Consider the following 16,448-nt stretch of genomic DNA (forward strand, 5'->3'; position numbering starts at 1 on the left):
CAAAAAAGGCCCGGCTATTTTCCGGGCCTTTTTTGCTTTTCCGCTCTGAAACAATGCCTCATCGGGACGATTCAGAGTGTATTTTTGGCTTCTTGCCTTCAAATATCCGGGCGATTCCAACCCCGAATCCCAAAACCAAAAGCCATAATCCGTAATACCGCAAAGCGCGCGACACAATGATGGCAATCAGAAACAGCCAGACGGGATAAGAGGCAGCACCTGCCGCCAAAGCAGCAATCTGCATCGGAACCGGCGCAATGCTGATCAAAAAGACCAACCAGAAGCCCCCTGTTTCAAATTTGGCCTCAAGATCATCAAACTGCGCCTGCCCGCCCGTCAGATCAATCAGGGGCTGCGCCAGATCATCGAACAATGCCCATGCAAGAATATAAAGTCCGAAAGCGCCAATAACGCTTCCGGCCAGAGTAACCGTCGCGACAATAAAGCCGCGCGCCCGCGACGCGGCCATGACAGGCGCAATCACCAGTTCGATCGGGATCGGGATGATCGTGGTCTCAAGGAACGACGCCCCGGCAATTCCGGCAAGCCCCTTCCGACCCGCAGCCAGACTGGCCAGATACCGCTGGGCCGTTCTGGAAAAGTCCTTCAGGCGTGCCACCAATGATTTCTGATTCTGGTTCACAATCATTCCTTCTTCACTGCACAGACAAGAACAGCCCGCCCAGAACGGGCGGGCTGTCTTCCTCGGACGTTTATCAGGCCGCCGAGTTCAGGTTGTGACGTCCTATTCGGCAGACCCGCTGCCCGAGATCGCTTTCTGTGCACTCTCAAGTGCATTCAGCGTGTCCTTCTTGACGTCTTCCCACGTGTCTGCTGAAGCGTCCTTGGCCGATGCCATCGCATCGCTCAGCTCATCACTGGCGCTGTCCCAGGCTTCTGCCAGCTCATCGACCGCTTCCTCGCTATCGCTTTTCACACGCGCAGATACGTCATCATACTGGTCACCAAGCTGATCGGATTTTTCACCGACCCATGCCAGAAAATCTTCTTTCTGCTCAAAGGTGAAGTCCTTGGCTTTCTCATACTGGGCGGCAACCTTGTCACCCAGTTTGTTTGCGTCCGACTTCATCGCATCATCGGTTGCCATCGTTCCTGATGTATCGGTCGCCGAGGACGACCCGGCATAGGCCGGTGCCGCAACACCCACAGACATAAGTACCGTACCAATCATCAGCATGTTCTTGCTCAACATCACAACCTCCTTATTCATTAAGGGCAGCACAATTACTTGCGCGCTGCTTACAATGGCAAACGGGTGGTACAAAAGAATGTTCCAATTGTGGTTATTTTATTTCGCGGAACTTTTCAAAAATGCCGACGTTAATATGGTCAAAGCGCCCCTGCCGAATAAGGAAAGCATCAACCACCCAAGTCCGATGCTTCGCGGGGACGCGCTAAAACCAAAAGGAGTTTAACCATGGCACATAGCAGTATGCAGACCGTTGCAAAGGAATTTCCCGTCGAAACCGGCGTGAATCGCAAGGATCGCCGCGAACTGGCCACGATGCTGACCCAGATCGTTGGTTCTTCGCACGTACTCTATGCCAAAATGCGCGGCGTACACTGGAACGTCGTGGGTCCGGCTTTCTATTCGCTCCATAAAATGACCGAGGAGCAATATGAAGACCTTCATGTGGCGATCGATGACATGGCCGAACGCATTCGTGCCATCGGATTTGCAGCCCCGACGGGTCTCAAGGAAATGATGGAAAATTCGGTCATTGCCGATCAGGAAAAACTTCTGACCACCAATGACATGGTTACCGAGCTCGTCGATGACCATGAAAAGATGGCGCGCCTGATCCGCGATGGTGTCGCTGCGGCCGAGGAAGTTGACGATGTGAAAACAGCCGACCTTCTGACCGACCGTATCGGCGTGCATGAAGAAGCAGCCTGGATGCTGCGCGCGACACTTTCCTGATCTGTAAAACTGACGCGAACCGGCACATTTGATGCCGGTTCGCCCCCCCCATTCACATGTGAAAGTCCGTTGTCGTGAAAAATTCTGATCTGACGGGTAAGGTTTGTCTGCTTCTGACAAAGGGAAAACTTCCCGAAGACTGGCGTGGCAACGGCGCACAGCCATTGCGAGCCGTATTTGAAGACGCCGGCTATCAGACCGAGCTGACCCTGTGTGACAATCCGGACGATATTTGTGCCTTTATCCGCTCAAATACCCGTGCTGGCGATATTGTCGCGGTTGGGGGTGGTGATGGCACGATCAATGCCGTTCTCGATACCGTAATCGCGGCAAAGGTGGTTCTTATCCCTGTGCCGCTTGGCACCGCAAACGACTTTGCGCGCACCCTTGGCCTGCCCGATGATCTGATTGATGCAGCACGTGCAACCATTCACGGCCAGATCAGAATGCTTGATGTCGGCCGGGTCAATGATCACAGCTTTATCAATGCGGCCAGTATCGGTGTCCCGGCTGATGCCCGCAAACGGATCAATCCCGACCTTAAAAGAACGTTGGGCGCAATCAGCTATGCCGTTGCCAACTGGCAAAGCTGGCATGAAATGGATCCGCTTGATCTGTCGATCACCTGTGGCGACGAAAAACCGCAAAACCTTAAACTGCGTCAGGTCACCATTACCAATGGCCGGTATTTTGGCGGCGGCCTGCGTCCCAGCGACACCAAAAGCCCCGAGGACGGGCTCTTGCACATGTTTGCCATCCGCGACAGCGTCGATACGCTAAGCGGTCTTGATATCGCAGCCGAGCTTCTGTTTGGTTCGGTCGATAACAGCAGCTATGCCATGGCGATGGAATGCAACGAAATCACGATTGAAGGGGCCGACGGCGCGCCAGTTCTTGCCGACGGTGAAATCATCGGGGAACTTCCGGCACGCTTTACCCTTCGCGCAAGCACCCTTCCTGTATTTGCCCCCAACAGCTATGTCGAGGAAGAAAACAGGCATCAGGCAAACAGCCCGACCACAATCCCTCAGCAAGACGCGGTCAAGGATGTCTTGCGCGATACTCTTGATTTCGCACTTCGGCTTGAGGCGATTTTTCCGGTTGTCCGCGACAGCAAACTGAAATCACTTTGCCATGACAGCACCCGGAACTTGCGCGACATCTATCGTCAGATCGAACTGGCCTTGCGCCCGCTCGGCGTTATTGCGGCAATACCAGACCCTGATTTGCAAAGCCTTGAAGAGTTACGGGACCGGATCATGGATTGGCTGTTTAATGATGCCGATCAGCGCCTGGCCATCGGCCTTGATCAGCGGGCCGCACAATTGGCGGCAGAACTTGACGAACTGGTCATTGAAAAACTGCCCGAAGATTTGCGCGATCCGGTTGCCGCCCTTGATCGGGAAATCGGCCAGTTTCGCAATTCGATTAACGACTTTATCAAGACCCGCTAGAACGGAAAAAGGCAGCCTACCAGGCTGCCTTTCGTCATTTCGGCTTTGTCTGCAATCAGTCTTCAAGCCCGGCCAGACTGCGTGCAAATGACCTTGCCTCAAACGGGCGCAAATCCTCGGCAGCTTCGCCAACACCAATCGCATGAACCGGCTTGCCGAATTTCTCTGCCAGGGCAACCACAACACCACCCTTTGCCGTCCCGTCAAGCTTGGTCACAATCAGGCCGGAAACATTGGTCGCCTCGCCAAAGGTTTCGACCTGTGAATGGGCGTTCTGTCCGGTCGTGGCATCAAGCACCAGAAGCGTGTCATGGGGGGCACTTTCATCACGCTTTTTGATCACGCGGACGATCTTTTTAAGCTCGTCCATCAGATGCGCCTTGTTCTGAAGGCGACCGGCCGTATCAATCAGCAACAGATCATAGCCTTCGCGCTGGGCCTGCTCAATGGCATCAAAGGCAAGACCGGCCGCATCGGCACCGGTATCACGCGCTATCACCGGACAATCGGTCCGCTCACCCCAGACCTTGAGCTGCTCAACCGCAGCAGCACGGAATGTATCGCCCGCCGCCATCATGACCTTAAGGCCCTGATCCTTGTAGGTTTTGGCAAGCTTGCCAATCGTGGTCGTCTTGCCCGATCCGTTCACCCCGACAACCAGAACCACATGGGGTTTCTTGCCCGGATCAATCACCAGCGGCTTGGCAACAGGTTCAAGGATTTTGGCGACTTCGTCGGCAATGAATTCCTGAATTTCGCTTGAATCGACTTCCTTGTCGAAACGCGTTTTCGCCAGCTCCGCGCTCAGTTTGGCCGCGGTTGTGACACCCAGATCCGATGTAATGAGAAGGTCTTCAAATTCTTCAAGCGCATCGTCATCAAGACGACGCTTGGTGAAGATATCGGCAATCCCGGTGGTCAGCTTTGAGGAGGAGCGTTTCAACCCGTCTTTCAGGCGGCTAAACCAGCTCTTTTTCCCCTCTTCGGTCATCCCACAAGCTCCGCAATCAGTTTTCCATCTTCAAGACCGGTAACCTTGGCCTTTGCTATCGAGCCCGGTTCTATCACGCGATCAAGCAGAACGGGAGCAAAATGCTCCGTATGGCCGGTATTTTCCTTTTCAACCAACACATTCTCGATCATGCCGATGCGTGATTTCAGGAAATTGTTCAACTGAACGTCGCCTGCGTCGCGAAGCGCACTTGCGCGTTCCTTGCGAAGATCCTTTGGCACCTGCGGCATCCGTGCGGCCGGGGTTCCCGGGCGCGCTGAATAGGGAAAGACATGCAGGTAAATCAGACCGCATTCATCAACAAGGCGCAGCGTATTTTCAGCCATCTCGTCGGTTTCGGTCGGGAAACCTGCGATGATATCGGCACCGAATGTCACGTCGGGGCGCAATTCGCGGACCTTTTTGCAGAAATCCACAACATCCTGACGCAGATGGCGGCGCTTCATGCGTTTAAGCACCATGTCATCACCTGCCTGCAAACTGATATGCATATGCGGCATCAGGCGCGGTTCGGTTTCGATCAGTCGAAACAGGTCTGCGTCAACTTCGACCGGATCAATTGATGAAATGCGCAAGCGCGGCAATTCAGGAACCTGCGCCAGCAAACGGCGCGACATCTGCCCAAGGGTCGGCTGCCCCGGAAGATCATGACCATAGGACGTGATATCGACCCCGGTCAGGACAACCTCGCCATAGCCATTGGCAACCAGCTCCCGGACCTGGGTGACGATCTCGCCCATCGGGACACTGCGCGAATTGCCGCGACCAAACGGAATGATGCAGAACGTACAACGATGATCGCAACCGTTCTGGACCTGAACGAACGCACGCGCACGCCCCTCGAACCCCGATACAAGGTGACTTGCAGTTTCTTCCACCGACATGATGTCATTGACGACAACACGTTCATGTTCCGGCATCAGGAACGTTTCGGCCTTCATCTTGGCATCATTACCAAAGATACGGTCGATCTCGGTCATTTTGGCAAATTTGTCCGGATTGACCTGTACCGCGCAGCCGGTCACGAAAATCTTGGCATCGGGATTTTCCCGGCGCAGCCTACGGATGCTCTGGCGCGCCTGGCGTTCGGCCTCGGTCGTGACAGCACAGGTATTGATGATGATCGCATCATCAAGGCCGGCATTTTTGGCATGATCGCGCATCACCTCGGACTCATAGGTGTTCAGACGACATCCAAATGTAACTACGCGCGGCTCTTTCATGCTCGGCTTTCTGTGATCTGTCTTTATTCCGGGAAACATTCCGCCTGCGCAAACAAGTCAGATGCAGCAAGTGCGGAACGCCCGGCAAAGTCGTCTGACCGTGCCGGGCGCTGGTTACATACGCTTTTGAACGCTTCAATGCAAGTCCGCCACCGTCATGGCACACATGCATGGCAGGCTTAAAACCACGCCAGCAGCCCCTATCGACGGTAGAATTCGTTACTCGGCCGCGAAATTACGGTTCCGACCATCCTTCTTGGCGCGATATAGCGCACTATCCGCGCGATCAATCAGTTTGGCGCCGCCCTCGTTGGCGACATATTGCGCAGCACCGACAGATACCGTCATATGACCATAAGATGCCCCGGAGGACTTTGATTTGATTTCGCGCGCGGCAATGCGCTTGCTCATATCTTCGGCCAGGGCCATGGCATCGGCCAACGGTGTCTGGGGCAACAGGATGGCAAATTCATCCCCGCCATAGCGCGCCACAATATCACGCCCCTTGATATTGGCCTTCAGCATCGAGGCAATCAGGACCAGAATTTCATCACCAATCCGATGCCCGAACCGGTCATTGACCGATTTGAACTGATCAAGATCGACCATCATCACGCAGAACGGCTCCGGGCTTGCCGAGGCATCATATTCGGCGGCAAGCAGTGCCAGTTGCTCTTCGAAATACATGCGGTTGGAAACACGGGTCAGGCCATCGGTATAGGACCGCTCGCGGGTCTCGTCGAGTTCGCGCTGCAACAGCGCAACACTGTTCAGATAGCTATCCAGACGCTTGTGAAGATTATCGATGGTTTCTTTCATCTGGTCAGTATGGCTGATGACTTCACGCAGCACCGGACTGACTTCCTTGTGCTTTTCCAGTGTCTTGAGCGACCTGTTCAGCAAGTCACCATAACTGCCAAGACCCGACTTTGCCGTGGTCAGGCATTCGTCACTGTTTTCAACCAGTTCGGAAAAGTCTTCCATGCCGCGCTGAAGGAAATCAGCCGCCTGCCGGTCGAAAATATAGCGGTAATAAAGCTGAAGCAGCGTGTCTTCGGCCAGTTGGTCACCACTGGCCTGAACAGCATCGATAACCCGCAGGATTTCAGGATTTTCTTCAGCAAAGTAAACGAACCACACATGGTATAGTTCAGGCGTCGGACGAAGGCCCCGCTCGCGCAGAGCCTTCAAAGTCGCTTCCGCATAATCCCAGTGGCGAGATATCTGTTGTTCCGTCGTGGTCACAACGGTTGCTCCAGCTCGTGTTTTCATAGTTAAGTCAATACGTTACGCCTGACCGGCGTTATTTATCGCATCAACATATCCTAATTCAATTCACGGAACCAGATATACGTCGCACAAAACTATACTAAAGTGTTGGCTCTCTGTTGACGGTCAGTTTCCGCGGATCATTGTCCCGGCACCGCGCTCGGTGAAAAGCTCCAGCAAGACGGCGTGTGGCGCACGGCCATCAACAATAACCGCTGCCTCGACCCCGTTTTTAACCGCATCCATACAGGTTTCGGTTTTCGGGATCATGCCTCCCTGAATGGTACCATCTGCAATCATTGCATTGATGTGGTCAATATCCGCATCCCTTACAAGGTTCTTCTCGCCATCAAGAATCCCCTTAACATCCGTCAGCATATAGAGACGACGCGCACCAACTGCCTTGGCAATTGCACCGGCAGCAGTATCAGCATTGATATTATATGTCTGACCGTCTTCGCCAACACCGATCGGTGAGATAACCGGAATGATGTCGGTATTGATGAAGCAATCAAGAACGTGGGGATTGACCTTTGCCGGTTCGCCAACAAAGCCCAGATCAAGGACCTTCTCGATATTGCTTTCCGGATCGCGTTTGGTACGGGTCAGCTTGCGCGCGGTGATAAGATGCGCATCCTTGCCGCACAGGCCAACACCGATGCCACCTGCGGCATTGATATTGGAAACGATTTCCTTGTTGATCTTGCCCGCCAGAACCATTTCGACAACGTCGATTGTTTGCTGATCGGTTACGCGAAGACCGTCAACGAATTCCGACTGGATATTGAGCTGCTTGAGCATCTGGCCAATCTGCGGGCCACCGCCATGAACGACAATCGGGTTCATGCCAACCTGCTTGAGAAGCACCATATCCTGCGCAAACAGACGCGCCAGTTCCGGATCACCCATGGCGTGACCGCCATACTTGATCACGATCGTCTGGCCATTGAATCGTCGCATATAGGGAAGAGCCTCGGAAAGGACTTTGGCGCGTGCCAACGTCCGGTATGCGCTGGATTCCGATTGATCTTCTTCAGAACGGATTTCTTCGTTCATCTCACTTCCCCATATTTAAGCGATGAACCTGACGGCCTCAGAGCAGCGTCGAGATTTCTGCCCGCAATTCCGCAAGTCCGGTATTCTTTTCACTTGATGTCGCAAAAATCTGTGGCAAGGCCGCCGGATGTTTCACCAGAGCATCGACCACTTCCTTGATGCGTTTTTCAAGCTGTCCCTTTTTTAGCTTGTCCGACTTGGTCAGTACAACCTGATATGGCACAGCCGACTCATCAAGCAGCTTCATCATGTCCAGATCGGCCTTTTTGAAACCATGTCTGGAATCGATCAGAACAAACACGCGACGCAACGTAACACGCCCACGCAGATACTGTTTGATCAGGGCATGCCAGGTATCGACAATATCCTTCGGGGCCTGTGCAAAGCCATAGCCCGGCAAGTCGACAATATGGCATGCGCCATCAAGATCGAAATAGTTCAGCTGCTGGGTACGACCCGGCGTATTGGACGTGCGTGCAATGTCCTTACGCCCCGTGATCGAATTGATCAGGCTGGATTTGCCAACGTTTGAGCGTCCGGCAAAACAGATTTCGGTTTTTTCCTCGGGCGGCAGCTGTTCGAGCTGCGCCACACCAAGAACGAAGTTAACCGGGCGGCTAAAAAGCTTCCGCCCGGCTTCGATTACTGAGTCTTCATGCGTCGGAATTGCAGTTGCCGACGGCAGATTTTCTTGTGTCATCGTTATTCCTTCCCCGGTTTTGCGGGGATTTTCCCCCGAAGGGAAGATGGACCCGTAAAGGGTAGATGGGGGGTTAAACCCCCATCTTGTACATGATGTAGCGCTGCTGAATAATCGACAGCGTGTTGTTCCATGCCCAGTAGATCACAAGACCCGCCGGGAAACTTGCCAGCATGAAGGTAAAGATCAGCGGAAGGAACATCATGATCTTTGCCTGGGTCGGATCAGCCGGAGCCGGGTTGAGTTTCTGTTGCAGATACATGGTAATACCCATGATCAACGGCCAGACACCGATCATCAGCATCTGCGGCGGATCCCATGGAATCAGACCAAACAGGTTGAACAACGACGTGGGGTCCGGCGCCGACAGATCCTGAATCCAGCCAAAGAACGGCGCATGGCGCATTTCGATGCTGACAAACAGAACCTTGTAAAGCGCAAAGAAGACAGGGATCTGGACAATGATCGGAAGGCAACCCGAAGCCGGGTTGATCTTCTCGCGCTTGTACAGAGCCATCATTTCCTGCTGTTGACGCTGACGGTCATCCTTGAACTGTTCGCGCATCTTGGTGATCTGCGGCTGCAACTTTTTCATCGCACTCATGGATTTGTACGATTTGTTTGCAAGCGGGAACATGATCCCCTTGATGATGACCGTGATGATCAGGATCGACACACCAAAGTTGCCAACCAGATGATACAGGTACTGCAAGAACAGGAAGAACGGCTTGGTCAGGAAGTAGAACCAGCCAAAGTCAATCGCGAGATCAAAGTTGGTAATCCCGTATTCCTCGGCATAGCTATCGAGCAATGTGACTTCTTTTGCACCGGCAAACAAACGCGTCTCGGCAGCGGCTTCTGCCCCATCAGCAATCGTGCGCGGCGCACCAAGATAATCCGTCTGGTACTTGTCGGAATTGTCCGCCACATGGTGGCTGAAACGTGCGGTCAGCGCTTCGTCCGAAGACGGCGCAAGAGCAACCAGCCAGTATTTGTCTGTTATGCCAAGCCATCCGCCGGTGGTTTTCTTTTCAACTGCACCGTCGTCGGCCAGATCGTCATAGTCGATCTCGGTAAGCGTACCGTCGATCACACCAAGCGGACCTTCATGCAGAATATAGAAACCGGCAGTGAGCGGCTTGTTCTTACGCGAAATCAGTCCGTACGGATACAGGGTGACTGCGCCACCGCTGTTGTTCACGACCGACTGATTGACGGTGAACAGATAGTTCTCGTCAATTGCGATCTGACGCTTGAAGGTAAGGCCTGCGCCGTTATCCCAGCTCAGCGTTACCGGACTATCGGGCGTCAGCTTGTCACTGCTTGCGGTCCAGCGGGTATCACTATTGGGAAGACTGATCCCCTTTTCACCGGCGACCCAGCCGAACTCCGCAAAATAGGCATCATTGCTGCCCGTCGGGTTCAGAACATGGATCAGCGGGCTGTCAGGTTCTTCGGTCTCGCGGTAATCCTGAAGCTGAATATCGTCAATCACACCGCCGACAAGGCGAATCGAGCCTTCGACACGCGGGGTTTCGATGGTGATACGCGGCGATTTCGCCAACGCGTCTTCACGCTTGACAGTCGGCACTGCTGGCTGACCGCCCGGGACACTGGGCCCACCGGTTGATACCTGCGGCGCGTTGCTGCCGTTTGCATCAAGCTGTTCACGAACTTGCGCTTCGCGAACCTGGGTATCAGGTTCCGGCGCAAAGAAGAATTGCCACCCGATAAGAATCACAACTGCCGATGCAATTGCCACCCACAGGTTACGTTGTTCGTTCATCGCCTCATTCCGCTTTGCTCAGCCAGCATTTGCCGACCGCTTATTCTATTTACATGACGAAAGCGCCGGGGACCGGTTTTCACCATCCGACGACGCTTTGTTTTGTTCGCAGCCACATCCGGGCACGGGATCATAACCATGACCACCCCATGGATGGCAACGCATTATCCGTTTAATTCCCATCCAGCTGCCTTTTATTGCCCCGTGCCGGGCCAATGCTTCCATCATGTATGCCGAACAGGTCGGCTGATAGCGACATGACCACCCGATATAAGGCGACAAAAACAGCTGATAACCGCGAACTGCGATTTGAAGAAGGCGGGCAAGGAAACCGGGTGCAGGATTCGAAGAGGTCATTTTGACGGACCTCCTGCCTTTGCTGTCCCACCTGACGAACTGGCACTGCGTCCCTTGCGGGGACGGCGCGAATCCGGTGCAGACGGCTTGGCATCAGGAACCCGACGCAGAGCAAATTTCAAATCATCAATCAACTTTTCAAAAGGCCGATCAATGGTTTGGGCGCGACCGATCACGACATAATCCCATCCGGGCAATGCGAGTTCGCTCATCAATTGCTCTGCCACAGCACGCAAACGCCGCCGAACGCGATTGCGGACGACGGCCTTTCCCACCTTTTTGGTGACAGTGAAACCGACTCGGGCGAGTCGTTCTTCACCGGCGTATTCTGTATCCGGCTTGATCCCCGGGCGTGGTGCGCCCTGCAGGATCAACCCCTGTGTAACCCATTTTCGGCGGGTGCCCGCAACACGGAGGAATTCCGCACGCTTTTTAAGGCGTTCCACCGAAATGGTCACAACATTAGGCCGACAGACGCTTGCGGCCCTTGGCGCGGCGTGCGGTCAGCACACGGCGGCCACCGACGGTCGCGCTGCGGGAACGGAAGCCGTGGCGGCGTTTCCGTACGAGTTTGCTTGGCTGGTAGGTGCGCTTCACTGCACTTACTCCGTTCTAAATAAGGTAATCCGATAAAATTCGAGGTCCGCTGTATAGGGCTTCACACCATGGCTGTCAACTCGAGACAAGGTGTTCACCCCCAGAAAACCGGCAATGCCGCCGGGATTTCGTCCCGACGGCACCCGAAATGTGAATTCGTCACCACTCGATACGTTCGACATTGGAGAATGTCAACTCGGAACCATCCGAAAAGACGATGGTTCCAGACGAATCGGTGGAAAGTTCAAGCGAGTGTTTCTTCGAATCGGTGATGGTTCCCTCATCAAGGATCAAGGTCCAGTCACTCGAGTCGAGATTGCCGCCGCCAATACCGTGCAATTCGATGGTATCGGTCGTCCAGCCATTGGCACCACCATCTACATGGTCATTGCCCTCGCCCATATTGAAGATGAACAGATCCGATCCGCCATCGCCATACAGCGTGTCGTCCCCGATCCCGCCCATCAGCGTATCGTCGTCATCCCCACCCAGCAGAAGGTCATTACCATCTCCGCCACTGAGTGTGTCCTTGCCTGCACCGCCAGAAAGGGTGTCATCCCCGTCCTCACCATACAGCCTGTCATCCCCGCCACCGCCATCAAGCGTGTCATCGCCCGATCCGCCATAGAAGGTATCCTTGCCCCAGCCACCGGTCAGGGTATCGTTGTCGGCACCGCCATCGAAATAGTTGTCGCCCCCATCCGCATTCAGGATGTCATTTCCAGCCCCGCCATAGAAAGTGTCGTTGCCCCAGGCTCCATGAATGGAATCGTTGCCGTCGCCTCCCCAGACAGTGTTCTTGCCGCCGCTGACATCAATGTTGTCATCGCCAGCCCCCGACGAAACCGTATCGTTGTCGCTGCCCGACGTGATGGTGTCATCGCCGCTGCCGGTTTCGATATAGTTCCGGCCCTCGCCGGCATTGACGGTATTGTCACCGTCCCCGGCATAAATCCTGTCATCGCCAGAACCGACACTGATGCTGTCCGCACCCGAACCACCCCAGATGGTGTTTTTGCCCTCGCCAGCAGAAATCAGGTTGTCACCATCACCCGCATTGATTTTGTCATCATTGCTGCCTGACGTGATCGTGTCATTGCCCGACCCGGTCTCGACATAGTTTTTACCTTCACCGGCACTGACATAATTATTGCCATCTCCGCCAATGATGGTGTCGTCACCGCTTCCGGCATACAGGCTGTCATTTCCAGCACCGGTTTCGATGTGGTTATTGCCCTCATTGGCATAGATGATGTTGTCACCATCACTGGCATAGATGCTGTCATTGCCACTGCCACCGGTAATGTAGTTGTTCCCGGCGCCGCCATAGATGGTGTTGGTTCCCTCGCCACCATGAATGGTGTCGTCACCGGCACCACCATCAATATAGTCATTGCCGCCATCACCGGTGATGCTGTCGTTACCATCCCCGGCATAGATCACATCATTGCCGTTACCGCCCCAGATCGTATCGTCACCGGCATTCGTCGAAACCGTATCATTGCCACCACCAGCGCCGACAGTGTCGTTACCAGCCCCCGTCTCGAAGACTTCGCTCGCGTCAGTTCCCCAAAGGGTTTCGTCACCCGCTGCCATTTCCTCGATCGTTACTTCAAGGATTGCTGTGGTCGTGGCGGTATCCTCTCCATCCTGGGACTGCACAGAAACAGTCAGCTCGAATGTCCCGGAATAGTCACTTGCCGTCGCGATCGTAAGGCCAGCCAACTGGGCTGCACTTAACGTCCAGCTGCCATCACCGTTATTGGTACCGGCCGACAGGCTCGCCCCTGAGGGCACACCGCTAATGGTCACCGTCAGTGTTTCACTGCTGTCGGTTACAGCGGCATCAATATCAAGGGCAACACTACTACCCTCCTCACCGGTCGCGTCCGTTACTTCAAGCGTCGGAGTATCCGCAACACCGGCAACATCGACAGTAATGGCGTCAGTGACCGTTGCGGTGTCATCACCATCGGTCGAAGTCACCGTCACACCCAGATCGAACGATCCGGAATAATCATCGGCGGGCGTAATCGTCAGACCTTCAAGATCATCCGCCGAGAGCGTCCAGGTGCCGTCACCATTATCGGTACCGGCTGACAACACGGCTCCATCTGGAACACCAGAGATGGTTATAGAAAGGACTTCGCTTACGTCAGTCAGGCCCGCATCGATATCGAGCGCAATCGCGCCCTCTTCGCTGCCGGAAGCATCCGACACTTCAAGGGTCGGTGCATCTGCGACACCGGCAACATCGACAGTAATGGCGTCAGTGACCGTTGCGGTGTCATCACCATCGGTCGAGGTGACGGTGACGCCCAGATCGAAGGAACCGGAATAGTCATCGGCTGGCGTGATCGTCAGACCTTCGAGGTCTGAGGCCGAGAGCGTCCAGGTACCGTCACCATTATCGGTACCGGCTGACAACACAGCTCCATCCGGAACACCAGAGATGGTTATAGAAAGGACTTCGCTTACGTCAGTCAGGCCCGCATCGATATCGAGCGCAATCGCGCCCTCTTCGCTGCCAGAAGCATCCGACACTTCAAGGGTCGGCGCATCTGCGACACCGGCAACATCGACAGTAATGGCATCAGTGACCGTTGCGGTGTCATCACCATCGGTCGAAGTCACCGTCACACCCAGATCGAACGATCCGGAATAATCATCGGCAGGCGTGATCGTCAGACCTTCGAGGTCTGAGGCCGAGAGCGTCCAGGTACCATCGCCATTATCGGTCCCGGCTGACAACTCGGCGCCATCCGGAACACCAGAAATCGTGATCGACAGAACTTCCGATGCATCCGTCAGGCCCGCATCAATATCGAGCGCTATCGCACCTTCTTCGTTACCCGAAGCATCAGACACTTCAAGGGTTGGCAAATCTGCATCGCCAATCACATTGACCATGACGGTATCCGTCACACTTGCGATATCTACGCCGTCCTGAGTACTCGCCGTAATTTCGAGATCAAAACTACCGCTATAATCATCGGGAGGCGTTATTGACAGCCCGTCAAGATCATCCGACGTCAGCGACCAGGTTCCGTCATCATTCAGAGTACCTGCCGACAAGGTCGCACCTTCCGGCACACCGGAAATCGTTATTGTCAGGGTTTCTGAACTATCCGCGAGTCCCGCGTCGATATTGAGAGTGATCGCACTGTCTTCGCTGCCCGACGCGTCGGAGACTTCAAGTGTCGGAGCATCTGCGACACCAGCAACATCAACGGTAATAGTGTCGCTAACACTGGCCGTATCTTCACCATCCGTAGACGTAACGGTCACACTCAGATCAAACGAACCAGAGTAATCATCGGCGGGCGTGATCGTCAGACCTTCAAGATCATCCGCTGTGAGCGTCCATGTGCCATCACCATTATCAGAACCAGCCGACAGCACGGCTCCATCGGGCACGCCAGAGATCGTAATCGACAGAACTTCCGATGCGTCAGTCAGGCCAGCGTCAATATCAAGTGCAATCGCACCCTCTTCGCTGCCAGAAGCATCCGAGACTTCAAGCGTCGGTGCATCTGCAACACCGGCAACATCAACGGTGATTGAACCCGAAGTGGTCGCGATATCGTCCCCATCCGTCGAGGTCACCGTAACACCCAGATCAAACGATCCGGAATAATCATCGGCAGGCGTAATCGTCAGGCCTTCGAGGTCATCCGCCGTCAGCGTCCAGGTGCCGTCACCATTATCGGCACCGGCAGAGAGCACTGCTCCATCTGGAACACCAGAGATGGTTATGGAAAGGACTTCGCTTACGTCAGTCAGGCCCGCATCGATATCAAGCGCAATTGAACCTTCTTCGCTGCCAGACGCATCTGACACTTCAAGGGTCGGAGCATCCGCAACACCGGTAACATCAACGGTGATGGAACCCGAAGTGGTTGCGGTATCCTCACCATCGGTCGAGGTGACGGTGACGCCCAGATCAAACGAGCCGGAATAATCATCGGCAGGCGTGATCGTCAGCCCTTCAAGATCAAGATCAGAGGCAGACAGCGTCCAGGTGCCGTCACCATTATCAGAACCAGCCGACAGCACGGCTCCTTCGGGCACACCAGAAATCGTGATCGACAGAACTTCCGATGCATCACTCAGGCCAGCGTCAATATCGAGCGCAATTGCACCTTCTTCACTGCCGGAAGCATCTGACACTTCAAGGGTTGGTGCATCCGCAACACCGGTAACATCAACGGTGATGGAACCCGAAGTGGTTGCGGTATCGTCGCCATCAGTCGAGGTGACGGTGACACCCAGATCGAACGACCCTGAATAATCATCGGCAGGGGTAATCGTCAGCCCTTCAAGATCAGAAGCAGAGAGTGTCCAGGTACCGTCACCATTATCGGCACCGGCAGAGAGCACTGCTCCATCTGGAACACCAGAGATGATTATAGAAAGGACTTCGCTTACGTCAGTCAGGCCCGCATCGATATCGAGCGCAATCGCGCCCTCTTCGCTGCCAGAAGCATCCGACACTTCAAGGGTCGGCGCATCCGCAACACCGGTAACATCAACGGTGATTGAGCCCGAGGTAGTCGCGGTATCCTCACCATCAGTCGAGGTGACGATGACGCCCAGATCGAACGAACCGGAATAATCATCGACTGGCGTGATCGTCAGACCTTCAAGATCATCCGCTGTGAGCGTCCAGGTGCCATCACCATTATCGGTACCAGCAGAAAGTTCTGCCCCATCCGGCACACCAGAGATCGTAATCGACAGGACTTCGCTTGCGTCAGTCAGGCCAGCGTCAATATCAAGCGCAATCGCGCCTTCTTCACTGCCAGACGCATCCGAGACTTCAAGGCTCGGAGCATCTGCGACACCCGCTACATCAACGGTTATCGAGCCGGATGTAGTTGCGGTATCGTCACCATCAGTCGATGTGACGGTGACACCTAGATCGAAGGACCCTGAATAATCATCCGCAGGGGCAAGTGTCAGACCTTCGAGGTCTGATTTCTTGCATTTCGTTGCAATCGCGCACAAAACGGCTACAAGCTGCGCTGAAGACGGCTTAACCAGTTTCAAAGA

The 16,448-nt window shown here is 54.5% G+C and carries 14 protein-coding genes; 2 read left to right on the forward strand and 12 right to left on the reverse strand.

From position 1 onward, the window contains the following. Positions 1 to 58: 58 nt before the first annotated feature. Together WA318_RS15025 and WA318_RS15030 are read right to left on the reverse strand one after the other, a co-directional pair. Complete coding sequence (locus tag WA318_RS15025; RefSeq protein WP_336082372.1) at positions 59 to 649, reverse strand: YqaA family protein; 591 nt, start codon at positions 647 to 649, stop codon at positions 59 to 61. Positions 650 to 745: 96 nt separating this feature from the next. Next, entirely contained in the window at positions 746 to 1,213 is a 468-nt protein-coding gene (locus WA318_RS15030) for a hypothetical protein (protein ID WP_114099037.1), read from the reverse strand. 225 nt (positions 1,214 to 1,438) lie between these two features. On the opposite strand from WA318_RS15030, the gene WA318_RS15035 reads away from it, so the two are divergent. Both WA318_RS15035 and WA318_RS15040 read left to right on the forward strand, forming a co-directional pair. After that, complete coding sequence (locus tag WA318_RS15035) at positions 1,439 to 1,942, forward strand: Dps family protein (protein WP_114098899.1); 504 nt, start codon at positions 1,439 to 1,441, stop codon at positions 1,940 to 1,942. A 74-nt stretch (positions 1,943 to 2,016) separates the two neighbouring features. Further along, positions 2,017 to 3,396, forward strand: a complete 1,380-nt coding sequence (locus WA318_RS15040) for a diacylglycerol/lipid kinase family protein (RefSeq protein ID WP_336082376.1) — start codon at positions 2,017 to 2,019, stop codon at positions 3,394 to 3,396. A gap of 55 nt (positions 3,397 to 3,451) precedes the next feature. Here the strand turns inward: WA318_RS15040 and ftsY are convergent, their stop codons facing one another. The 10 genes from ftsY to WA318_RS15090 form a co-directional block, all read right to left on the reverse strand. Then, positions 3,452 to 4,387 (reverse strand): signal recognition particle-docking protein FtsY, encoded by a 936-nt coding sequence (ftsY, locus tag WA318_RS15045; protein ID WP_336082378.1) that lies wholly within the window; start codon positions 4,385 to 4,387, stop codon positions 3,452 to 3,454. After that, positions 4,384 to 5,631, reverse strand: a complete 1,248-nt coding sequence (gene mtaB, locus WA318_RS15050) for a tRNA (N(6)-L-threonylcarbamoyladenosine(37)-C(2))-methylthiotransferase MtaB (RefSeq protein ID WP_336082380.1) — start codon at positions 5,629 to 5,631, stop codon at positions 4,384 to 4,386. The genes ftsY and mtaB overlap by 4 nt, the downstream gene beginning before the upstream one ends. Positions 5,632 to 5,850: 219 nt before the next feature. Further along, positions 5,851 to 6,876 (reverse strand): GGDEF domain-containing protein, encoded by a 1,026-nt coding sequence (locus WA318_RS15055; RefSeq protein WP_336082382.1) that lies wholly within the window; start codon positions 6,874 to 6,876, stop codon positions 5,851 to 5,853. A gap of 150 nt (positions 6,877 to 7,026) precedes the next feature. Next, positions 7,027 to 7,956, reverse strand: a complete 930-nt coding sequence (gene argB, locus WA318_RS15060) for an acetylglutamate kinase (protein WP_336082385.1) — start codon at positions 7,954 to 7,956, stop codon at positions 7,027 to 7,029. Positions 7,957 to 7,993: 37 nt separating this feature from the next. Continuing rightward, the gene (yihA, locus tag WA318_RS15065; RefSeq protein WP_336082387.1) at positions 7,994 to 8,656 is read right to left on the reverse strand and encodes a ribosome biogenesis GTP-binding protein YihA/YsxC; all 663 of its coding nucleotides are present in this window, start codon (positions 8,654 to 8,656) and stop codon (positions 7,994 to 7,996) included. Positions 8,657 to 8,729: 73 nt separating this feature from the next. Further along, positions 8,730 to 10,442: a membrane protein insertase YidC gene (yidC, locus tag WA318_RS15070; RefSeq protein ID WP_114098893.1), complete on the reverse strand. Its 1,713-nt coding sequence runs from the start codon at positions 10,440 to 10,442 to the stop codon at positions 8,730 to 8,732. 45 nt (positions 10,443 to 10,487) lie between these two features. Next, complete coding sequence (gene yidD, locus WA318_RS15075; protein WP_114098892.1) at positions 10,488 to 10,799, reverse strand: membrane protein insertion efficiency factor YidD; 312 nt, start codon at positions 10,797 to 10,799, stop codon at positions 10,488 to 10,490. Next, on the reverse strand, positions 10,796 to 11,257 hold the full coding sequence (gene rnpA, locus WA318_RS15080; RefSeq protein WP_336082390.1) for a ribonuclease P protein component: 462 nt from the start codon (positions 11,255 to 11,257) through the stop codon (positions 10,796 to 10,798). Before rnpA ends, yidD begins: the two co-directional genes overlap by 4 nt. Positions 11,258 to 11,261: 4 nt before the next feature. Beyond that, on the reverse strand, positions 11,262 to 11,396 hold the full coding sequence (rpmH, locus tag WA318_RS15085) for a 50S ribosomal protein L34 (RefSeq protein ID WP_007091264.1): 135 nt from the start codon (positions 11,394 to 11,396) through the stop codon (positions 11,262 to 11,264). Positions 11,397 to 11,555: 159 nt separating this feature from the next. Continuing rightward, positions 11,556 to 16,448, reverse strand: a 4,893-nt coding sequence (locus WA318_RS15090; RefSeq protein WP_443082642.1) for a beta strand repeat-containing protein, incomplete at its 5' end; no start/stop codon positions are given.

The organism is Thalassospira sp. CH_XMU1448-2, assembly GCF_037027285.1.
Lineage (GTDB): Bacteria > Pseudomonadota > Alphaproteobacteria > Rhodospirillales > Thalassospiraceae > Thalassospira > Thalassospira profundimaris_C.